Origin of the sequence: Pseudoalteromonas sp. (assembly GCF_036960685.1) — a bacterium.
Taxonomy (GTDB): domain Bacteria; phylum Pseudomonadota; class Gammaproteobacteria; order Enterobacterales; family Alteromonadaceae; genus Pseudoalteromonas.
Genome location: NZ_JBALXK010000001.1, coordinates 331973 through 355036 on the forward strand (window position 1 = coordinate 331973; position 23064 = coordinate 355036).

Sequence of the window (23064 nt, forward strand, 5' to 3'; positions counted from 1 at the left end):
TCCTTTAAAAAGGGAACAGAGCACTACTGAAGAATCGTGTTAACCATCCGCCACTTTGTGTCTCTTGTATTTGCCCTTTACCAGAATATTGAATGCGTGCATTGGCAATTCTGTTAGAGGTCACAGTATTATCTGCGGTTACATCTTGCGGGCGAACAAGCCCTTCTAGACGAATAAATTCTTCACCGGTGTTTAAAGTTAACCACTTTTCACCACGGATCACTAAGTTACCATTGGGCAATACTCGCATCACATTGACCGATATATCACCAAACAAACTATTTGACTGATTCGATTTTGAATCACCTTTAAACGATGAGTCACTGCCGATACCAAATTGGATACTGTCACCACCAATATTGACAGGTAATCCCCCTAAACCAATCACCGGATCGAGACTTGCGTCACTTTCCTTATCTGTTTCAGTTTTTGCCGCTTTAGTTGCTTGGGTCGCTTCTTGCAGTTTTACTGTGATGATGTCGCCAGTACGTAAGGCTTTTTTATCCGAATATAAATCGTTTGATAGATAACTATCAAACAATGAACCTGTTGGTACTACTTGCTCAGCAGCAGGCTCTGGATACATAGGAGCATAGTATGGATCATCTTGAACCACATGAAGATTTTGAGTCGTCATACAACCACTCAAGATAAATGCGCCAGTGAAGACTATTGATAAATTACGCATAATCCTGCTCCAAATTAGTTAAAGTTGCTGACTGATGTAACTCATCATTTCATCAACCGCTGAAATCACTTTTGAATTCATCTCATAAATACGTTGAGTTTCAATCAGGTTAACTAATTCTTCGGTTACATTTACGTTAGATGTTTCAAGCGCACCCTGCACAACAGTACCTAATCCTTCAAGCCCGGGATTACCTTGTACAGGAGCACCACTGACGGCTGTTTCGGTATATAAATTTTGTCCTACCGGCTCAAGACCCGATGGATTAATAAAGTCACTGATTGTCAGCTGACCAATCACCACATTTTCAGGCTGCCCGGCAATACGTACAGATACTTCACCATCTTGCGATACGGTAATTGACTGCGCATCATCAGGAACATTCATTTCTGGTTGTACGGGAAAACCAGCCCCCGCAGTTACAATGCGACCATCTTCATCGGTAGTGAACTGACCATTTCGAGAGTAGGCAATATTGCCATCAGGTTGTAATACTTCAAAAAAGCCCGGACCGGAGATCATCCAATCCAATGAGTTTTCTGTGGTTAACATATTACCCTGCGAAAAGTTTTTCTGGTTAGCAACAACTTTAGTACCAGCACCGAGCATTAAACCTGAAGGCATTTCGGTATCTTGTGATGAACGGCCACCCGGCTGATTGATATTTTGGTACAGCAAATCTTCAAATACAGCACGGCTTTTCTTATAACCAACAGTACTCGCATTGGCTAAATTATTTGAGATAACCGAAATATCGGTTTGTTGAGCATCAAGCCCAGTTTTACTTATCCACAATGCAGGATTCATACTAATGTCCTCTCAATAAAGTTAAACAATACGCAGTAATTGAGTATGTCGTTCGTCAATTTCTTCTGCCGTTTTCATTAGCTTAACTTGTAATTCAAATTGGCGTTGATGGCTTATCATGTCCACCATTTCATGTACTGGATTCACATTAGACATCTCTAAGGTGCCACTGAGCACTTTTACATCAGTCGCAATGTCGCAAAATCCACATATATCATTTTCCAGTAACTCAGGTTTTGGTCGAAATAGACCATCATTGCCTTTTTCAAGCTCTGAGTTGTTCGCTTTAATTACCTTTAAACGGTCGACAACTTCTAAAAAGTTAGCTGGTGCACCTTGCGGACGTACTTGGATCGAGCCATCTTCACTGAATTCAATTTTTTCAATTGGCAGCAGTAAAATAATAGGTCCACCTTCGCCAACAACTTGACGGCCATGGCTAGTCATTAAAGCGCCATCAGGGGTAATATTCAGCGTACCAACTTTGGTATAGGCTTCGTTACCTGATGCATCTTGTACTGTTAACCAACCTTTATCGCTCATCGCAATATCAAGATCACGACCAGTTTCAACGATACCGCCGGATGTCATATTCGAACCTGGACGTTCCTGCATAGTAAAAACACGTGTTGGTAAACCTTCACCAAACGCTTGCATCGAGCGTGCTTGCGCGAAGTCAGATTTAAAACCTGTGGTATTCGCGTTTGCTAAATTATTTGCTTTAAGCTCTAGGCCCCGCAAACTTTGCTTAGCCCCAGACGCTGCAATGTAGACCATCTTGTCCATAACATCGACTCACGTTAAAAATCTATAAAATGATAAATGCAAGATAAGTGCCACAATAAATTGACGTGATAAATGCTAGCAAGATATGAGGTAAACAAAAAAGGCCGCTAATAAATAGCGGCCTCGGTGTCGGATTATAAAAAGTAGAACCGAAATTATCGGATCTGTAGAATTGCCTGTTGGAGTGTTGAATTCACTTCAAGTGCACGAGAGTTAGCCTGGAAATTACGTTGTGCGCTGATCAAATCAACTAGCTCATTGGTTAAGTTAACGTTTGATTGCTCAAGCGCAGATGAATTAATAGAACCTAAGGTACCTGAACCTGGTTCACCAGCAATCGGTTCACCTGAGGTTAAACTTTTTTTCCAACCGGTATCACCTGCTTGTTGTAAGCCTTGTGAGTTAGAAAAGCGCACCATAGCTACTTGCCCTAGGAACGAGGTATCACCATTGCTGTATGAAGCTACAATTTTCCCATCAGTGCCAATATCAATACCGGCTAAACGCCCTACTGTTGCGCCATCTTGCTCAAGTGCTTTAACTTCAAAACGGCTGGCATATTGGGTTGGTACTTTATTTGTTGTACCGGCTTCATCACGCCAATTAATATTTATATCTTCTGGGAAACTAGCGCCATTGGATAACAGATCAGAAAGACCTGTAGCGGCACCTGCACCACCAGGAATTGCTAATGGGTTAAATGTAGTTCCCGTATTAGCATTACCATCCGTACTTAGCGGTAAACCACTTGAATCAAATTGAAACGTTGAGATAGGCGTATAAGGCGTTGCAGTCTCAGCAACACCCGCTGGGCTAAATGGCTTTTCATCTAAAGTCGCAAAAGTTTGCCACTCATTGTCATTACCCGTTACGGCAGCATCAGTTTTCACAAAGAAAAATTGTAAAACGTGTGGCTCACCCAATGAGTCATATACCGTTGTAGAAGTAGAGCTGTTATATGATGCACTAATTTCAGGATCAAAAGTAGTGACTGAAGGAGCACTGGCCCGTGAATCTAAATTAAATGATGAATACACGTTAGTTGTTGCACGTGGCGAACCCGATGAATCTGGGATCTGCAATGCTGAAGACGTGCTTAAACTAACGGATGTAGTATCGCCAGTGGCTTCATCTACAGGAAAACCCTGCAGGTAATTACCCTTAGCATCAACAATGAAGTTATCTTTATTTAGCTTAAACGCACCAGCACGACTGTACGTAAAATCTTGCGCGCCTAAATCTTGGCTCATTGCAAAGTAGCCTTCGCCTGTGATCGCTAAATCAAGAGAGTTCTGTGTGAACTTTAATGAACCTTGGTGAAATTGCTGCGCAACCATCGTGGTTTGAACACCATCACCATTTTTAGTTTTCCCTGAGCTAAACACCGAAGATGCATAGACATCTGCAAACTCAGCTCGTGACTCTTTAAAACCTGTGGTATTTACGTTAGCAATATTATTTGCAGTTACATCCAAGTCTTTTTGTGCGGCAGCAATGCCCGTTAATGCAATATTGAAGCTCATAATTCACCTCTAATCTGTCAATGTTTAGCCTAAAGCTAACTAATAATTAAAATTTTTACGCGATTTCTGCAACGTCAGCTAGCCTAACCGCACCTTCTTTTGTGTTTACAATAATGCCGTTGGCACCGTTAATATTGACACTTTCAATGTTTTTAAACGTTGCGATAGGTAGGCTTGTATATTCTCCATTTAGCTGTCCTTCGCCTTTGATAGTATATTCCCCTGGTGGTAAGCGCTCACCCGCTTCATTTTTACCATCCCATGAAAAACGTATCGCCCCAGCAGATTGTGCACCCAGGTCAATACTGCGGACAAGTTGGCCTGATGAATCTTGTATTCGTAAAAACAAGTTCTCTACAGGAGCTTCAGCAACCACAGTACCTTTTGCATCACTTGTTTCATTCAAATCTAATGTGTCAGATTCTAACAATGCTTGCTTACCCACCAAAGTAGATGCTTGCAGTGCTGAATTTGATGTCATTGATGCTGCTAACGACTGAAAGTTACTATTAAGGTTTGAGATACCTTCAGCCATAGTAAAGCTAGTCATTTGCGCAATCATTTGATCGTTGTCTGCAGGTTTGCTGGGGTCTTGAAACGACAGCTGCTGCGTTAACAACGAGAAAAAGTCTTCTTGCGTTAGTGCATCACTTTTCTTTTCGTCAGTAACTTGGTTATTCGCCCCGCGAAGTGAATCAATGTAACTTGACGATGCAGTGCTGATATCGTTACTCATAATCTAACCCTCAATTACCGCTGCCCAAGCAACAGTGTTTTACTTAACATTTGCTTCGCTGCATCAGCAACTTGCACATTGGTTTGATAAGAGCGTGAGGCAGAAATCATATTAGCCATTTCTTCAACGACATTAACGTTAGGTTTGTAGATATAACCGTTTTCATCCGCACTTGGGTGATTTGGGTTATATTCAATTTGTAGCGGTTTATCACTCTCTACAATTCCTAACACTTTAACGCCAACAGACGACCCCTGATTATTGCCAGTTGATTCTGATGCTTTCATCAGCTCAGCAGCAAAAACAGGGTGACGCGCTCGGTACGTTTTGTCTTGGCTTGAGCTAATGGTATTCGCATTCGAAATATTACTCGCGGTTGTATTCAAACGCACATTTTGTGCACTCATACCTGTACCCGAAATATCAAAAACGTTATATAAACTCATGCTTAGGCTCCTTGACTACCGAGGGCTTTTTTAAGGCCTGAAATTTTACCACTCATAAATTGCAGGCTTGCCTGATACTCTAATGAGTTCTTTGTATACAAGTTTCGTTCCACTTGTATATCAACTGAGTTACCATCACCTGTATCTGCTTGATTTGGCGAGCGAAACATTTCACTATTACCAACATAACGACTGCCACCGGCAATGTGATTTGCATCCGTTGTGACCATGTTATTGCCGCCTTGCTGGTGGCTTTTTGCCGCTTTTAACGCTGAGGCAAAGTCGATGTCTTTCGCTTTATAGCCCGGCGTATCAGCATTAGCGATATTGGTTGCTAATAACTCTGCACGTTGCGAACGGATCAACATTGCATGAGGATGAACCCCAAATGCTTTATCAAAACTGATAGCCATAACCATCTCCAAAAAATTGACTTAGGATGATTAATGCAAAAGGTGAGCCAACTAAGTTAGCGTTTAAAGAGGTGTTTAATGATTTGATTTAAAAAGAAAAACGATGTGAAATCACATCGTTTATAGAGTTGTTCGCTCAAGTTTACATGCAAACTATTTGATATTTAATACTTCATTTGTAGCGCTACTTAGGATTATTTCTTTTGATAAATAATGCCAGGGTTACAACGCACCATATCAAATTCGTCACTTAATCCCGACATCGATTCCGAAGCTCCTAAGAATAAGTACCCTTTAGGATTAAGCGCCTGCGCGAATTGCGCAATAATCTTTGCTTTAACTTCTGGCGCAAAATAAATGAGTACATTACGGCAAAAAATAATGTCGAATTTACCCATTAACGCATATGAATCCAATAAATTGAGGTGGCGAAAACTTACCAGTTTCTTGATTGGCTCATTCACTTGCGCCATGCCATTGCCGCTATCTTTAAAGAATTTCTTCCTGCGTTCTGCCGAAAGCCCTCGAGCTAAAGCAAGGGAGTCGTATTCTGCATGTTTGCACATATCTAACATGGTATTAGAAATATCAGTGCCGATGATCTGCGCTCCCATTTTTAACACGCCCGGCTGTTTAGCTTGAAACTCAGCAACTGACATTGCTATAGAATACGGCTCTTGCCCTGACGAACTTGCCGCAGACCAAATTTTCAGCGGTCGGCGCAACTCTTTATGTTCTGGAAATAACTTACTTTGCAATAGTTCAAACGGGTACTGGTCCCGAAACCACAAGGTTTCATTAGTGGTCATCGCATCGACCACAGCGGCACGTAACTGCCGCTCATGTGGGCTCAGTGTTTTACTAACTAATTGCGACAATGATGCAATATTAAAACGTACCATTAGCGGAGCAAGTCTGCTTTTGACTAAATAAAGCTTATTATCACCTAGCACAATACCGCATTGTTGCTCTAAAAAAGAACGAAACTGATCGTACTCGCGTTGCTCTAAATGCTTATTTTCCAAAGTTACACCGCCTTTTCAAATTAGTCACAATGAACCCATTTCTTCACTGCTGTCGCTAATTCATCCGGATTGAACTTAGCAATAAAGTCATCAGCGCCCACTTTTTCAATCATCGCCTGATTAAATACGCCACTGAGTGATGTATGTAAAATAACATGCAATGGCGCTAATTTAGGATCTGCTTTAATTTCTGCTGTTAAGGTATAGCCGTCCATTTCTGGCATTTCAACATCAGAGATCAACAACCCTACTCGCTCGGTAATATCATTTTTACAATCTAGCTCGGCAATCTCTCGTAACCGGATCAGCGCCTCTTTGCCATTTTTAGCAAGCTCTGTTTGTACGCCTAATGGTTCTAGCGCACGTTTAACTTGATTACGAGCAACCGCAGAATCATCGGCAATAAATACAATACGCTCGCCCAAATCTTTTTGAATTTCACCGTCATTTGCTATTTCAGCACTGACTTCGGTATTTACCGGACAGATTTCATTTAATATTTTTTCTACATCGAGAATTTCAACCAATTCGTTTTCAATTTCTGTTACCGCAGTTAAATACGAATATCGACCCGCACCTGATGGCGGTGGCATTATTTTTTCCCAATTCATATTAACTATTCGCTCAACGCCACCGACTAAAAAACCTTGCACAGAGCGGTTATATTCAGCAATGATGATAAAACTATCTTTGATATTCTCGATAGCAGGGCCACCTACAGCCATCGATAAATCGATTACTGAAATAGTTTGCCCACGAATGTGCGCGACCCCTCTTATATAAGGGTTTGACTTTGGCATATTTGTTAAAGGAGGGCATTGCAGTACTTCTCTCACTTTAAACACATTAATACCAAAGCGCTGCCGCCCTCTGAGCTTGAATAATAATAATTCAAGGCGGTTTTGCCCAACCAACTGAGTACGTTGATTAACTGAGTCTAAAATGCCTGCCATTTCAATCTCCTAAAGAAAGCATATAAGAACGGAACAATAATTGCTTTCTTTCTGTAAAGCTACATAACTACACGGGAGCGTCTGTTTATTGACGCTAAATATTTATACCCTGTTTTCAACCATAAGCATAGTCGAAACATTATGAGTTTGTTAAAAAAAAGCCGAAGATACAGTGTTTTTTATTTTCTTGCTAGCCTATGCCTAGTTGCACCACTGGCTGCGCAAACTTACAGTAAAGAGCAACTGCAAGAACTCGCTGTATCTTATATATACGATCAGCTAGATCCCGCTACCGCAGATGATAAACAACTTAACGCTTTAAGTTTAGATAGTCGCATTCCTGATCGCAGTTGCGAGAGTGCGCCCTCCTATACAATTCCAACCGAGCCTCCTTTTAATCGGCAGATCACCGTACAAATTAAGTGTGATGATTTAAATGGCTGGAGTCAGTATGTGCATGTGCGGATGATTGAGCTCTCTCCTGTTATCGTTGCCAGTGAAAACTTAAGTCGTGGTGAAGTTATTGAAGCTCACCATTTGAGCCTAATTATGAAGCCAAAGCATTTTGTTCGCGCACAATATTTACAAGATGAAGAACTATTAATTGGCAGTCGTAGTAAACGAAATATTCGCAGCGGTTACCCCGTTGCTTTAAATCAAATTTGTATGGTGTGTAAAGGGGATAATGTGACTATCTTTGCAACCATTCGCGGGTTAAAAATAAAAACTTCCGGTTTAGCCCTAGAAGATGGTACTTTAGGTGAGCAAGTTAAAGTGAAAAATGCAAAATCAGGTAAAGTGTTAAATGCCCGTGTTGAAGGTGTTGAGTCTGTACAGGTAATTATCTAAATTTTCGCATTTGTGCTAAAGTTTCTAATATGTATGCCGATAACTAGGCATAAGTTGGGTAACGTATAGGTTAAAATCATGGTAAGCCAAGTAAATAAAGGTCAGCAACAGGCTAATGTGTTGACCAATGCTAAACAGCAAAAAGTTGATTTACAAAACAATAATGCAAACACTGCACAAGCAAATGCGCCTAAAGCTGCTGCTGATTCAGTAAGTTTGACGCCTCAGGCTCAGCAATTAAAATCATTACAAGATAAGGCGCAACAGTCTTCTGGTTTTGATAGTAATAAAGTTGCCGAACTTAAAAAGGCCATTAGTGAAGGTAAATATCAAATTGATGCTGAAAAGTTAGCCAAAAATATCGCTGCATTTGAGTTTGACGTGTATGGCTGATCACAACAGTTTGATCTGCTCTAAACTTGTTATGCAGCTAAATTGCTTAACGTCGCTTGCTGAGATCTTAGATGATGAATTAACAGCTATCGCATCACGTCGTGGTGAGGGCTTAAAAGACATCGCTAAACAAAAACTTAGCTTTTTGAGTCAAATACAAACTTTAGATAAAGAACTTAAAACTTTACTCGCAAGTAATGAACTTGAATCTACCGAAGTCTCTGACTTAGTTGCTGATGTACGCAAATTATTAGAGTCATGTAAAAAGAAAAACGATGTCAATGCCCACGCTGCCCATCATGCACAATTGACTGTAAAGCAATTGAAAGACATTTTAATTGGCGTTCCAACGTCAACAACCTATGACCAAGGTGGTAGTGTTGTACATGGCAACAGCAAAATTGTTCATAATTTAAAAGCCTAGTTTTAACTGCTAGAAAATATCCTTTATTAGTTTCCTTCCCTCTTTTACCTATTCTATTTAGTTAGTGATTAGCTGTATTTACTAAACAGTACATACCCAGCTTTAGTCAAGATTGCTTTGCACAGATTTTCTGCGATTGTATAAAATAAGCCCTGCGTAATAACTATTGCAGTAACTAAACTGCTCAGCAGATTAATATGATAAAGCGCGGGAAGTGTGAAGCTACCCGCGCTTTATATCCATGATAGTTAACTCATTAACTATCGATTTGATTATTGCCGCTTTCAATTAACTTTTTAATCATTTCCTCTGATTGGTTTTGTACATCAAGAGCGGGCTCTGCAGTTGTTGATGTGGTGCCATTGAAAGCGATACTACTTTCTTCGCTCACAGAGTCTAAGGCTAACAAATCCGGCTGTTCAGCATCACTCAATACATCATTGATTGTTAAATCAACGGGCTCAATCGTATTACTCGTCGCCACTTCACTTGCTAATATCATACTTAGATCAATACTTTCAACCGTGCTTTCTGGCTCTGTCGCTAAACTTGCGGGTGAAGCTTCAGGCTCTGATTGTTGCTCTGCTAGTAACTCAGTACCGAATACGGCACCACCAGTGTCGGCGCTCGTAGTGGCTAAACTAGGTTCATTCCCTTGATCAATCACATTATTAAGTATGTCTTTAACTAGATAGTTTCCTGCTTCGTCAACAGTGACAAACCTGTAATCCAACCAAGAGCCTAAATCAAGTACAGACAGTAAAGCCGACCACTCACCAAATATATTAGGCTGCACCTCAAAGCCACTTTCTAACACATCAATATCGAGTAAACCCAAACCAAGTAAATTGGACCCGACTACATAAACACTACTGCCCTCTTCAACGGTCCCTTCTGCGGTAAGGCCAATGCCTAATAATCCCCAGTAATAGTTAGTTACTTCAAAACCAACAGGTGTGGTATCAACCTCTAAACCTAACGCCGAAGTCGAACCTGTATTGCCTGCTGCATCGGTTACTTCTGCCGTAACCGTATAGTTAGCATCTAGCAAATTCGCATTTGCTGAAACACTCCAATTACCGCTAGCATCTGCCGTTGTGGTAACTTCAACTTGAGTAAGGCCATTGTTAAAGTTCACCGTAACAATACCACCGGGTTCATTAGATGTTCCCGATATCAAGGGTGTTGTATCCGCTGTCAGTACTAATCCTGATGTGATTGCAATAACAGGTGCGAGTGTATCTATAAGCCCTGTTGTTGATGACGTAGTCGTATTACCTAGTTCATCAGCGGCACTCACTTGCACAGTGTACTGACCATCGCTCAAGGTTTGTATTGCTTCAGCACTCCAACTACCATCAGCATTTGAGTTGGTTGTGAAAGTTTGTTTGCTACCAGCACTATCAGTGATCAATATTGTCAATAAAGTGCCTACTGGAGCATCACTTACAGTACCGGTAATTAACGGTGTCCAATCATTTGTTATCGCTGGTGCTGTTACTGAAACTACAGGTCCTGTGTAATCCATATTGAGTGTAATTGTATCATTGCTGCTGTTGCCTGCGGTGTCGGTGATCACAGCGGTGACCTGAGCATCACCTTCAGCAAGTGCGGTGGTTGCAGCAACACTCCAACTTCCATTTGCAAGTACTTGGGTTGATACAACCTGAGTAGCACCGCTGCTGTCGAGTATGGTTACTTCAACAATTGACCCTAACGGTGCATCAAGGCTAGTACCTGAAATAAGCGGCGTTGAATCTGCTGAAGATTGCGCAGATGTTATTTCTAGGGTTGGTGCTGTTAAGTCGATTGCAAGAGAAGCTGAACTTGATGACGTTAGTCCAGCTTCAGTAACACTGGCTGTCACAGTGTAACTTCCCTCTAATAATGCTAAAGGAACATCAACACTCCATACACCAGCGTTTAAGTTGGCAGTAAAGCTTTGTACATCACCGCTTGCATTACTGATCACCAAATTAATAATACTTGCATCTGGGGCGTCACTCGTACCACTTATTTCAGGTGTGGTATCGTTTGTAGCAGCCAAAGGACTAATGCCAATACTTGGGGCACTCGTATTGAGCACACCAGTTACACTATCTGATGTACTTGTATTGCCAGCTAAATCGGTAACCGAAGCAACAACACTGATACTACCATCCTCTAAGTTATCTGGAACATCGATAGACCAACTACCATCAGCTTGTACTTGAGTTGTATAACTATAGGTTTGTGTACTGTCAGTTACATCAACACTGATCACTGTACCCGCGGGCTCATCGCTGCTACCTGTAATTGTTGGGGTTGCAAGATTTATTGTGCCTACAGCATCTACAGTCACAACTGGCGCAACGGTATCTATTTCACCGGCTGTTGTGGCACTTGAAGTGAGCCCTGCCGCATCGGTAATTGATGCTGTAACATCGAACTCACCCTCTGGGAGAGCGTCGGCTTCAACTTGCCAATCACCGTTACTATCAACTACTGCGGTCAAATTATGTGTATCGCCATTACCATCAACAATTACCACCGAAACCGTACTACCTTGTGCTTCATCACTCGTTCCTGAGATTATTGGTGTCGCATCATTGCCTAAGCCTTGGCTAGCCACTGTAATATTTGGTGCAACTGTATCTACGCTGATATTACCTGTACGGGTTGTACTATTTCCTGCTTGATCGGTAACCGTTGCAGTGACTGTATAGGTGCCATCGGTGAGTGTATTAGCTGACACTTGCCACTGGCCATTTTGTGCCACCGTCGCTGTTAAGGTTTGCCCGTCTATAGTGACAGTAACCTCACCATCAGTTAAGTTACTGGTGCCACTGATAAGCGGTGTATCATCACTGGTGATCGCGGTTGTATTAAGGACTAAGCTTGGTGCTGTAGTATCAATTACGCCACTGGCTGTCTGTTCGGTTAGATTACCAACGCCATCGCGTACGCTTGCTTTTACTGAATATTGACCATCCGCTAAACTTTGCGGTACAGAAACCGACCAGCTGCCATTCGCTTGCACTGTCGCACTAAAGGTTTGTGTTGCTACTCCTTGTCCTGTCACCACAAGTGTTACTTGCGCACCTTCACCTAGATCTGTGGTTCCGCTAATCGTTGGGGTGCTATCCATCGTTAATGCAGGGGCAGATAACGTAAGTTCAGGCGCTGTATTATCAAAGTCTAAGGTACTGATGGTAGTGGTATTACCTGCCGCATCAGTTGCTGAGGCTTCAACATAAGCAAGTGTTAGCAATGAAACTGATAGATTCAATACGCTCCAGTCACCATTTGCATCAACAGTGGCGGTATAAGGTAAACCTACTGCGCCTCCCACTAAATGATTTGTAATTGTGACTACGCTACCCTCAGGTAAATCAGAGGTTCCTGACAAGGACACCAAATTACCCAATAAGAATGACGGGACGATATCCAGTTCAGGTGGCGTTATATCTATTTCTCCGCCAGTTTTACTGTCTTCACCTTGATTGCCTGCCATATCGGTGATTGTTGCTTTTACAGAATAAACCCCTTCCGCTAATGGCGTGTTTGCTGCTGCTTGCCAATCACCTTGAGCATCCGTAGTAACGGTTACAATCTGCTCAATACCATTTGCATCAGTAAAAGTGACCTCCACAGTGGCATTCGCTTCATCTGATGTACCTGTAATCAATGGCGTTGTATCTTGTGTTAATACCAAGCTACTTTGATCTATGCTGATTTCAGGAGCAATACTATCAATCGTTGCATTGGCAGTTTGTTGTCCTTCATTACCTGCAGTATCAGTAACCACCACTGTTACTGTATAATTACCTTCTGCTAGTATCTGCGAAGCTTCTGCCTGCCATGTTAGATCAGCCCCTAAGGTCGTATTAACGGTATGGCTAGTACCTAGCGCATCTGTAAATGTAACAGCCACTGTGTTGCCAGCAATTGCATCTAACGCTTCCCCTGAAACAGCAGGCGTTTTATCTGCCGTGCTATTTAGTGAATCAATAATTACCGTCGGAGGAGTTAAGTCAATTTCACCAGTAGTTTGTGCCGAATTAGTATTGCCTGCAATATCTGCAATGGTTGCATCAATACTATAGCTACCTTGTGCCAGCTCACTGTCGAGCGCTACTGACCACGTGCCATTTGCTTTAACCGTGGCCTTTGCGGTTTGTTCTGCGCCATTACTATCTGTGATCAATAAGCTAACTATAGTACCTGGAGCCGCGTCTGAGGTGCCACTAATTGATGGTGTCGTATCATTACTAATACTTGGGGTATTGATAGCTAATGTCGGCGCGGTTAAATCAATATCTAAATTAGTGCTAGATGAACCTGTTAAGCCATCCTCACTGACACTGGCATTCACAGTATAGCTACCTTGTGCAAGTGCACTGCTGGCATCAACCGTCCACTGGCCAGCCAAAGCTTGTGTAGTCAATGTTTGTACAACCACACCTGAAGCAATAATCTGAATTGTCACATCAGTGCCATCGGCTGCATCCGTTGTGCCCGATATTGTTGGCGTTGTGTCCATTGTTGGTTGTAAGTTCGCAATCGAAATAGTTGGTGCATTTGTATCTAAAGTGGCTGAGCCTGAAGCTGAAGCCTGATTACCAGCTGCGTCACTTACAGTAGCAGTTAGCGTAATTTCTCCATCATCCAAGGCATCAACAACCTGTGCTGACCAACTGCCATCCGCTTGCACAATCGCAGTAAGTTGAGAACTGTTTGAGCTATCACTCACACTTAGTGCCACCGTAGCGCCAATTTCATCGCTAGTACCAGAGATGACGGGCGTACTATCATTAAATGTACCCAGCCCATTTAAAGTTAAACTTGGGTTTAATGTGTCAACAGTACCCGCTCCTTGAGCAGTGCCAACATTATTGGCAGCATCCGTAATACTTGCAGTGACAGTAAAGTCTCCGTCAGCAATATCCGTACTTGGACTGGCGGAATAACTACCATCAGCTTGAACTTGAGCAGTAAATTGCTGACTATCACCGTTTGCATCTACTAATACAATAACCACTTCACTACCTTGCGGCTCTGTTGAAGTCCCTGATATTTCAGGCGTTGCATCATTACCAAGGCTAAGTTCGGCCATAGTCAATACTGGCACTATACTATCTACCAACAATGTGCTTGATACACTTTGTTGATTGCCTGCATCATCGGTGATGTTCACATCAACAGAATAATCACCATCGGTCAATGCAGTTGGCACTGTCACTTGCCATGTGCCGTCAGTTGCTACTGTTGCTTGCAAAATTTGCCCGTCAATCAGAACCGAGACCAAACCACCAATTTCATTACTACTGCCTGAAATAGTTGGCGTTGTATCGGCTGTTGGCTGTAAGTTATTGACCACTAAGGTGGGCGCAACACTATCCAGCACTCCGCTGGTTTGTTCAGTGGTTAAATTACCGACCCCATCACGCACAGCCGCGGTCACGGTATAAGTACCTTGTGCAAGCTCTTGCGGTACAGACACTGACCATGTTTGATCAGCTTGAACTGCTGCTGTGAATGTTTGGCTAACATTGTCACTATCAACCACAGTAAGCTCAATGAGGGTTCCCTCGCCCATATCTGTATCACCTGAAATAACCGGTGTTGTGTCATTAGTTAATGGCTCAACACTTACAGTTAATTCTGGCGCTATATTATCAAAATCAAGTGTACTGACAGTAGCCGTATTTCCTGCGGCGTCAGTAGCACTTGCAGTTACATGAGCTAAATTTAATAACGGCAAGGTTAAATTTAGTACTTGCCAGTTGCCATTTTCATCTGTAACTGCGGTATAAGGCAGCCCAACTAAACCTCCAACTAAATGATTCGTAATAGTTATTATGCTACCTTCTGGAAGGTCTGACTCACCAGATAAAGACACTAAGTTGCCAAGAGCAAAAGACGGTATAATTCTTAAATCTGGTGCTACTGTATCCACTACGCCGCTGTCTGTGGCGGTGCCGGTATTGCCTGCGGCATCACTGAGACTGACACTAACACTGTAGTTGCCATCCGCTAATGCTTGGCTGGCTTCTGCCTGCCATTGACCACTGCCATCTGTTTGCACAGTCACACTGTGACTGCCATTGCTATCGGTGAAGGTCACGATAATATCGCTGTTGGCTAGGTCTGACGTGCCCGTCACCAGCGGCGTGTTGTCGTTGGTTAAGTCCGGTGCGTTAATATTTACACTCGGGGCAATGGTGTCTATCTCGCCGGTGGTTGTATTGCTACCGGTGTTCCCCGCTGTATCCGTGATACTGGCGGTCACACTATAGTCGCCTTCAGCAAGGGCGTTCGCCACCTCGATTGACCAGCTACCATCGCTGCCTGTGGTGGTACTGATACTTTGTACCGCCCCATTCGCTGCCGTGACCTCGATACTCACTTGTGTACCTGCTGGTACACCGCTGCTTTGTCCGCTTATTAATGGCGTGACATCACTGCCCGCAGCGAGCGCGTCAATACTGACACTCGGTGGCGTTAAATCAATCAACCCAGTCATGCTCGTGCTCGCAGGGTTACCTGCTTGGTCAGATACACTCGCGGTCACCGTGTATTCCCCTTCAGCCAAGGCGTCACTGGCCGGAACCGACCAAGTGCCCGATGGTGTCATTTGTGTGGTCACGGTATGCGCGTTACCCAGGGCATCATTAAATACCACCGTTACGATGCTGCCTTGCGGTGCACTGGCTGTGCCGCTGATTGTTGGCGTGGTGTCGTTACTGTCCGCTATCGCATTGATAGTGATGTCTGGCATCGTAGTATCAATAACCCCTGTGCGTGAAGCTTCACTGGTTAAGCCCCCTTCAGTAACCGATGCGGTCACGGTGAAGTCGCCCTCGGCTAATATGTCTGCCACCGTGATTGACCAACTCCCGCCGTTCACTGTGCCTTCGATTGATTGCACTGGGTTAATACCATCATCAATCACCACCGTCACGGTGGTGCCATTGGCTGCATCACTGGTGCCGTTAATGGTCGGCGTTGTGTCGTTGGTTTCGCCAATTGCGTTAATGGTAATGCTCGGCGCATTGGTGTTGAGAATAAAGTCATCAGTTTGTTGACTGCTGTTGCCTGCCTCATCCGTAACGCTGGCTGTGATACTGTAATCGCCATCCGCTAACGCAGGGCTTTGCACAGACCAATCGCCACTGCCATCCACGCTTGCGCTAAGCTCAGTGTCTACACCGCTGCTGTCGGTCAGCGTGACGGTGATGACGGTGCCTGCCGGCTCTGATGACGTGCCTGAAATAGTCGGCGTGTCATTATTAATGGTGCCTAAGTTATCAAGCGTGATAACCGGTGCCAGGGTATCGATTTCCCCAGCCCCCGTTGCACTGCCTGTGTTGCCCGCTGCATCGGTGATGCTCGCACTGTAGCTGTAATCCCCATCCGGTAAGTTGGCCGCAGCCACTTGCCAGCCGCCCCCTGCTTGAACCTGAGCTGTGAGAGTCTGCGTATCGCCATTGGCATCCACAATCATGATGCTCACTTGGGTGCCAGCAGGCTCCGTTGATGTACCGCTAATGATAGGATTGGCGTCATTGCCTAAGCCATTATTATTCACCGTGACCACGGGCACACTGGTATCAATATTACCCGTTAAGCTCACTTGAGTTTCATTCCCTGCGTCATCACTGATCACAACGTCTGTCGTGTAATCCCCTTGCGCTAAGGCGTTTGGTACTTCCACTGACCAACTGCCGTCGCTTTGTACGGTGGCAGTAAGGGTTTGCTCAATGCCGTTTGCATCCGTGACGGTCACGGTCACCGTGCCGCCAATTTCATTACTGGTGCCGCTGAATTCTGGGGTCACATCACGACCATCCCCCACGCCATTAACAGTGAGGCTCGGTGCGTCTGTATCAATCACCCCTGTCACGGTCTCTGTGGTTTCATTACCCACGCCATCTTGCACACTCACATCCACTGTAAACTCACCATCTGGTAAGGCGGTGCTTGGGCTCACCGCCCAGTTTCCGGTGTCGTCCACCGTTGCGTTAAGCGTCTGCGTATTACCGTCTTTATCGGTCACCACAACGGTCACCGTCGCGCCTTCACCCGCATCGGTGGTGCCTGATACGGCCGGTGTGTTGTCGTTGCTTAAGGTGTCCACACTCACAGTTAAAGTCGGTGGAGTGCCATCAAAATCAAGCGAGTTAATAGTGCGGGTGTTCCCCGCCTCATCTGTGGCACTGGCTGTCACGGATGCCACGCTTAATAACGGGATAGTTAACCCAACCAGTGACCAATTACCATTGGCATCCGTGGTGGTGGTATAACTGACACCTAATCCACCCCCCACTAAGTTCTCTGTAATGGTAATGGTGCTGCCTGCAGGTAAATCTGAGGTTCCGGTTAATGTGACTAATTGCCCGAGTAAGAAAGTCGGTGTGAACGCCAGTGCCGGTGGAATCGTATCCACCACGCCGCTGTCTGTGGCGGTCCCTGTATTACCTGCTGCATCACTGATACTCACACTAACGCTGTAGTTACCATCCGCTAGTGCTTGGCTGGCCTCTGCCTGCCATTGACCACTGCCATCTGTTTGTACAGTGACGCTGTGACTGCCATTGCTATCGGTGAAGGTCACGATAATATCGCTGTTGGCTAAGTCTGACGTGCCCGTAGCAAGCGGTGTATTATCATTAGTTAATTGCTCCGCGGTCACTGTCACGATTGGCGCGCTAATGTCGATGACGCCACCTACTTCTGTATCAGCGGAAGTATTACCAGCCTCATCAGTAACGCTCGCGTTGACTTCAAACTCCCCCTCGGCCATAGCTGAAGCAACATCCACAGACCAACTTCCATCGCTTTGAACGATTGCTGTTAAATTCTGAATTACGCCGTCAGCATCAGTAACAACAACACTTACCGTAGCGCCAATCTCATCACTGCTACCAGTGATCGTTGGTGTGGTATCATTTGTTGTATTTAATGGATCAATATCAAAACTGGGAGCCTGAGTATCAATTACTCCACCTGTTTCGGTATCACTTGCGGTATTACCTGCAGCATCAGTAACTTCGGCTGTGACCGTATAAGCCCCATCAGGCAAGTTTGTTGCTGCGGCCACTGACCAACTACCATTTGCTGTAACAGTAGCGAAAACTGATTGTTGAACCCCATCCGAACCTATAATCGTCACATTTACTTGGCTGCCAGGTGCAGCATCTGTAGTACCATTAATAGTTGGTGTTGTGTCATTAGTTGTTGTTAAAGGATTGATATCTATCAGTGGCGCCACAGTATCAATTGTACCTTGAGCTGTATCACTTCCTGTATTTCCCGAAACTGTGACTGAGGCTGTTACTGTGAAGTCACCTTCAGCAAGGGCTTGATTGGCAGCAACTGACCAAGTGCCGGATGAAACTTGAGCGGTGAGAGTTTGAATAGGGTTAACACCATCATCAATAACAACGGTTACTATAGTATTATCTGCGGCATCAGTAGTTCCCGATATAGTTGGCGTAGTATCATTTGTATCTGCAATGGCATTTATTGAAATGCTCGGTGCATTTGTATTTAAAACAAACGAACTATCTGCTGTAGTGCTATTACCTGCTGCATCTGTAATAGTTGCAGTAACGGTGTAATCGTCATCCGCTAAAACAGGACTGGTTACGGACCAATTCCCATTATTATCGACGGTGGCTGTCAGCAGCGTTTCTACATCGCTGCTATCTGTTAGAGTAAGGTTAATTTCAGTTCCTTCAGGCTCTGATGAAGTCCCCGCTAAAGTTGGCGTCGTATCGTTAATTGTCCCCAACTGCTCAATTGTCAATACTGGAGCTTGAGTATCGATCTGCCCAGAGCCAGATGCAGTACCAGTATTACCCGCAGCATCAGTGATGCTGGCACTGTAGTTGTAGTCGCCATCAGGTAAACTCGGTGCTGCGACTTGCCATGACCCATCAGCCTGAACAATAGCACTTAGTGCATAACTATCACCGTTATTATCTTGTACATTAATGCTCACTGTAGTGCCCGCAGGCTCAGTTGAGCCACCACTTATTAATGGGCTATCACTATTATTTAAACCATTATTGTTAACTGTAACCACAGGTGGCGTTGTATCTATGTTCCCTGTTAAATTCAGTTCACTAAGATTACCCGCCTCATCAGTGATAGTAGCCTCTACGCTATAATCCCCTTCAGCTAAGCCATTGGGTACTTCCACTGACCAACGACCATCGTTTTGGACGCTGGCTGTTAAGGTCTGCTCTACCCCATTGGCATCCACAATAGTAATAGCTACCATACCGCCGATTTCATTACTGGTTCCACTTAATACAGGGGTTACATCATTTCCATCCCCAACACCTTGTAAGGTTAATGTTGGTGCTTGCGTATCAATAACGCCTGTTACTGATTCAGTTGTTTCATTTCCTACGTCATCGCTCACACTTACATCCACAGTAAACTCACCATCAGGTAACGCTTGCGCTGGGCTAATTGCCCAGTCACCATTGGCATCAACCGTCGCGCTAAGAGTTTGCATTAAGCCGTCTTTATCGGTTACCACAACGGTAACACTTGCACCTTCAGCAGCATCACTAGTGCCTGAAATAGCAGGGGTATTATCATTACTTAAGGTATCTACATTCACTGTTAAGGTGGGCGGTGTGGTATCAACATTTCCTGATTTAGTATCTGAAGCGGTATTTCCAGCTTGATCTTCTAGTGTGGCATTAACGGTGTAATCGCCATCAACCAACGCCGTAGATACTTCTACACTCCAACTACCATCTGCGTTTACAGTTGTAGTGACTAACTGTTGATTACCACCATTGTCTGTGATTTGTAACCTTATTTGTGTGCCTTCGATAACACCCGAAGCTTGCCCTGTAATCAAAGGCGTTACATCATTAGTACTATCTAATTCATCGATCAAGATTATTGGCGCTTGAGTATCAATCACCCCGCCAGTTTCGCTATCGCTAGCAGTATTACCTGCGGCATCCGTCACGCTGGCATCTACCGTAAACGCCCCTTCGGCCAAGGCGGTGGGCACATCCACCGACCACGTACCATCGGTTTGCACTGTAGCTGTTAAGTTTTGCTCAGTACCCGCGGCGTCTGTAACAGTTAGTGTAACTGTTGCACCAATTTCATCACTGCTACCGGTAATGCTCGGTGTGGTGTCATTGGTAGCTGTTAGCTCATTAATAGCTAAGCTAGGAAGATCACTATTTATCAATCCGCCAACTTCTGTATCTGTTGCGGTATTTCCAGCCTCATCGCTGACAGTACCAGTTACTTGATACTCTCCTTCAGCTAACGCATTCACAACTTCAGTAGACCAAGTACCGTTAGCTTGCACGATTGCTGAAATAACTTGCTCACTGCCACTAGCATCAGTAACAGTTAAAGTAACGGTTGCACCTACTTCGTCACTAGTACCTGTAATAATAGGTGTGGTGTCATTCGTTGCAATTAATGGGTCAATATCAAATGTCGGCGCTTGAGTATCAATCACGCCGCCAGTTTCACTATCACTAGCAGTATTACCTGCGGTATCTGTAACACTAGCATCCACCGTAAACGCACCTTCAGCCATAGCTGTTGGCACATCCACAGACCACGTACCATCAGATTGCACTGCGGATGTTAAGTTTTGCTCTGTGCCACTTGCATCAGTCACCACAATACTTACAGCGGCCCCTATTTCATCACTGATACCGCTAATAGTGGGTGTTGTATCATTACTGCTTGCAAGAATATCTACCGAAATAGTAGGGGCAGTAATATCAATAATCCCGGTGGCGTTGGCATTTGCTGAGTTACCAAAATCATCGGAAAGTGTTGCACTAATGCTAAACTCACCTTCTACTAACGACTGTGTAGCAACAACAGACCAATCTCCGTTAGCGTCTGTTTCAGCTACTAGGGTCTGCGTTTGACCATCAAGCCCAGTGATTATAACGGTGACAGTGTCACCAAGCTGAGCATTTACGCTGCTACCTGAAATAGTGGGTGTCACATCATTTGTTTCACCAACGACATCAATGCTGATAGAAAGTACACTGAGATCAATATTTGCCGAAATTGAATCATTACCTTCATTACCAGCGCTATCAACTGCCGATGCCGTAACTGTATACTCGCCTTGTGCAAGGCTTTGCGGCACTTCTACAGCAAAACTGCCATCAGCTAATACTGTGGTTGTAAAAACTTGCTCAACTCCATCAGCATCTATCAACTGGATACTAACGTTTGCACCTACATCTACACCTGTAACGGTTCCTGAGATAACCGGCGTATCATCTGCTGTATCTGCAATTGGATTGAGGTTAACAACTGGGGCCGTCAAATCAATGTTGGCCGTTGCTGAGTCTTGTGCTGAATTACCCGCAAGGTCAGTAACTTCGGCTGTAACCGTATACTCTCCCTCAGCCAAAGCAAGTGGTATCACTGACCATGCACCATTAGCCTCAGTTGTTGTAGTCAGTATTTGTTGTTGGCCATCACTATCTATAATAGTGACAGAAACAAGCGTGCCACTCTCAACCCCTTCACTGGTTCCCGAAATGATTGGCGTTTGCTGATTTGAATCAGCCAACTCATTAATACTAATTAACGGTGCGCTCAGATCCACCAGCCCTACAGCAGTTGCGCTACTTGAATTACCCGCTGAGTCAGTCACAGTTGCAACAACAGAATAATCACCTTGGGCAACCGGGCCTAAAACTTCGATGGACCAAGTGCCATCAGCATTACTTTGCGTTGTCAGCGTTTGCTCTAGATTATTAGCATCGGTAACAACAATAGTAATAATCGAACCTGCTGGTACGCCCTGTACAACCCCTGTAATAACCGGAGTCGTGTCATTCGTTGGTGCTATTGCATCAATTGTTATTATTGGCGCGGTTAAATCTATAACAGCAGCTGCGCTATCATTGCCTTGATTACCAGCCTCATCGGTTGCAGTAGCTTCAACAGTGTAGCTTCCCTCAGATAAAGGCGCTGTGATTAATGACCATTCACCTTGTTGATTAACTTGAGTAATAAAGTTTTGGACTTGTCCAGCACTATCCGTAACGGTCACAACAACATCATTACCCGCATTTAAACCAATAACAGAGCCACTGATGGTCACAATCTCAGTAGATGAATCCGCAAGATCATTAATACTGACTACAGGCGCTGTGGTATCAATATCCGCCGTAATAGTATCTGTAATAGGATTGCCATCAGGGGCTATAACAGTAACATCAATAACAATTGGACTATCAGCAAGTGGCTCATCCACCGATGCACTAAATGTCCCATCTTCTGCAATTGCAACCACCACAGTTTGGCTGTTACCAACGGAATCAGTAATGATAGCCGTAACAGTTTCGCCAACTAAATTTTCACTAGAGCCGCTAATTGTTGGTTGTGCATTATTAATCAAGCCTAATTCATTGAGAGAAAGTGAAACAGGCAACCCATCTTGTGTTATTACGCCATCAGTTGTGTCTCTTAGAGCATAAATATCATTATTTACACCATCGTAAGTATCATCAAAAGATAAACTATTACCATCAATTCCTTCAGCTATTCTAGTAAGTGTAACAAAAGAGGTTCCCCCGCCTGAGCCTCCAGGGTTATTACCTCCGGCGGCCGTTGCATCTAATGCATCAAGTATGTCGCCATCCCCTTCAAGCGCTTGTAAAAACTCAGATACATCGGCATTTTGATCGGTCTGCTCAGGAACAGGGTCAGATGCATTTAAACTTGCGATGGCATCATCTATTGACTCATCAAATAACGTGGTTTCAGAACTGTCTCGAGCAGCTTGTGCGACTAAATCAGGAGTAACTTGAACCCTTTCATTAGCCGGTATAGATAACGATAAACCTCTAACATCGAGCATTAGTGAAGAATTAGCAGCAGTTACCACCACATCTCCAACCGTTACAGTGTCTCCCAATGAGAGCGACCTAATTGATCCATCATCTAAAACAACCCCTACTGAGCCTTGTACATCAATAACTAATAATTGATTTGCGTCCATGAGTTCACCTAAACCA

At 44.1% G+C, this 23064-nt stretch carries 13 protein-coding genes; 3 read left to right on the forward strand and 10 right to left on the reverse strand.

Annotated elements, in window-relative coordinates:
• Positions 1-4: 4 nt before the first annotated feature.
• The 9 genes from flgH to V7783_RS01615 all read right to left on the reverse strand — a co-directional run bounded on the left by flgH (position 5) and on the right by V7783_RS01615 (position 7377).
• On the reverse strand, positions 5-688 hold the full coding sequence (gene flgH / locus V7783_RS01575) for a flagellar basal body L-ring protein FlgH (protein ID WP_335677237.1): 684 nt from the start codon (positions 686-688) through the stop codon (positions 5-7).
• Positions 689-706: 18 nt separating this feature from the next.
• A complete protein-coding gene (flgG, locus tag V7783_RS01580; RefSeq protein WP_064666500.1) occupies positions 707-1495 on the reverse strand; it encodes a flagellar basal-body rod protein FlgG in 789 nt (262 codons plus the stop codon).
• 21 nt (positions 1496-1516) lie between these two features.
• Complete coding sequence (locus tag V7783_RS01585) at positions 1517-2281, reverse strand: flagellar basal body rod protein FlgF (protein WP_335677238.1); 765 nt, start codon at positions 2279-2281, stop codon at positions 1517-1519.
• A 155-nt stretch (positions 2282-2436) separates the two neighbouring features.
• Positions 2437-3804, reverse strand: a complete 1368-nt coding sequence (gene flgE, locus V7783_RS01590) for a flagellar hook protein FlgE (RefSeq protein ID WP_335677239.1) — start codon at positions 3802-3804, stop codon at positions 2437-2439.
• A gap of 55 nt (positions 3805-3859) precedes the next feature.
• On the reverse strand, positions 3860-4540 hold the full coding sequence (locus V7783_RS01595) for a flagellar hook assembly protein FlgD (protein ID WP_335677240.1): 681 nt from the start codon (positions 4538-4540) through the stop codon (positions 3860-3862).
• A gap of 14 nt (positions 4541-4554) precedes the next feature.
• Positions 4555-4986 (reverse strand): flagellar basal body rod protein FlgC, encoded by a 432-nt coding sequence (flgC, locus tag V7783_RS01600; protein ID WP_064666496.1) that lies wholly within the window; start codon positions 4984-4986, stop codon positions 4555-4557.
• A 2-nt stretch (positions 4987-4988) separates the two neighbouring features.
• Entirely contained in the window at positions 4989-5399 is a 411-nt protein-coding gene (flgB, locus tag V7783_RS01605) for a flagellar basal body rod protein FlgB (RefSeq protein WP_064666495.1), read from the reverse strand.
• Positions 5400-5593: 194 nt separating this feature from the next.
• Positions 5594-6424, reverse strand: coding sequence for a CheR family methyltransferase (locus V7783_RS01610; RefSeq protein WP_335677241.1), 831 nt, complete (start codon positions 6422-6424; stop codon positions 5594-5596).
• A 20-nt stretch (positions 6425-6444) separates the two neighbouring features.
• Entirely contained in the window at positions 6445-7377 is a 933-nt protein-coding gene (locus tag V7783_RS01615; RefSeq protein WP_064666493.1) for a chemotaxis protein, read from the reverse strand.
• 141 nt (positions 7378-7518) lie between these two features.
• Between V7783_RS01615 and flgA the strand changes: the two genes are divergently transcribed.
• The 3 genes from flgA to V7783_RS01630 all read left to right on the forward strand — a co-directional run bounded on the left by flgA (position 7519) and on the right by V7783_RS01630 (position 9043).
• Positions 7519-8226 (forward strand): flagellar basal body P-ring formation chaperone FlgA, encoded by a 708-nt coding sequence (gene flgA, locus V7783_RS01620; protein WP_335677242.1) that lies wholly within the window; start codon positions 7519-7521, stop codon positions 8224-8226.
• Positions 8227-8304: 78 nt separating this feature from the next.
• Complete coding sequence (flgM, locus tag V7783_RS01625; protein ID WP_016710622.1) at positions 8305-8619, forward strand: flagellar biosynthesis anti-sigma factor FlgM; 315 nt, start codon at positions 8305-8307, stop codon at positions 8617-8619.
• Positions 8612-9043, forward strand: coding sequence for a flagellar protein FlgN (locus tag V7783_RS01630; protein WP_335677243.1), 432 nt, complete (start codon positions 8612-8614; stop codon positions 9041-9043). Before flgM ends, V7783_RS01630 begins: the two co-directional genes overlap by 8 nt.
• A 256-nt stretch (positions 9044-9299) precedes the next feature.
• On the opposite strand, the gene V7783_RS01635 is transcribed toward V7783_RS01630, so the two are convergent.
• Entirely contained in the window at positions 9300-23048 is a 13749-nt protein-coding gene (locus V7783_RS01635) for a beta strand repeat-containing protein (RefSeq protein WP_335677244.1), read from the reverse strand.
• Positions 23049-23064 lie beyond the last annotated feature (16 nt).

Excerpts from the sequence above, each read along its gene's own strand:
- flgH (WP_335677237.1), bottom strand. The coding sequence starts at position 688 with ATGCGTAATTTATCAATAGTCTTCACTGGCGCATTTATCTTGAGTGGT.
- V7783_RS01630 (WP_335677243.1), top strand. The coding sequence starts at position 8,612 with ATGGCTGATCACAACAGTTTGATCTGCTCTAAACTTGTTATGCAGCTA.
- V7783_RS01595 (WP_335677240.1), bottom strand. The coding sequence starts at position 4,540 with ATGAGTAACGATATCAGCACTGCATCGTCAAGTTACATTGATTCACTT.
- flgM (WP_016710622.1), top strand. The coding sequence starts at position 8,305 with ATGGTAAGCCAAGTAAATAAAGGTCAGCAACAGGCTAATGTGTTGACC.
- V7783_RS01615 (WP_064666493.1), bottom strand. The coding sequence starts at position 7,377 with ATGGCAGGCATTTTAGACTCAGTTAATCAACGTACTCAGTTGGTTGGG.
- flgE (WP_335677239.1), bottom strand. The coding sequence starts at position 3,804 with ATGAGCTTCAATATTGCATTAACGGGCATTGCTGCCGCACAAAAAGAC.
- V7783_RS01585 (WP_335677238.1), bottom strand. The coding sequence starts at position 2,281 with ATGGACAAGATGGTCTACATTGCAGCGTCTGGGGCTAAGCAAAGTTTG.
- flgA (WP_335677242.1), top strand. The coding sequence starts at position 7,519 with ATGAGTTTGTTAAAAAAAAGCCGAAGATACAGTGTTTTTTATTTTCTT.
- flgB (WP_064666495.1), bottom strand. The coding sequence starts at position 5,399 with ATGGCTATCAGTTTTGATAAAGCATTTGGGGTTCATCCTCATGCAATG.
- flgC (WP_064666496.1), bottom strand. The coding sequence starts at position 4,986 with ATGAGTTTATATAACGTTTTTGATATTTCGGGTACAGGTATGAGTGCA.
- flgG (WP_064666500.1), bottom strand. The coding sequence starts at position 1,495 with ATGAATCCTGCATTGTGGATAAGTAAAACTGGGCTTGATGCTCAACAA.
- V7783_RS01635 (WP_335677244.1), bottom strand. The coding sequence starts at position 23,048 with ATGGACGCAAATCAATTATTAGTTATTGATGTACAAGGCTCAGTAGGG.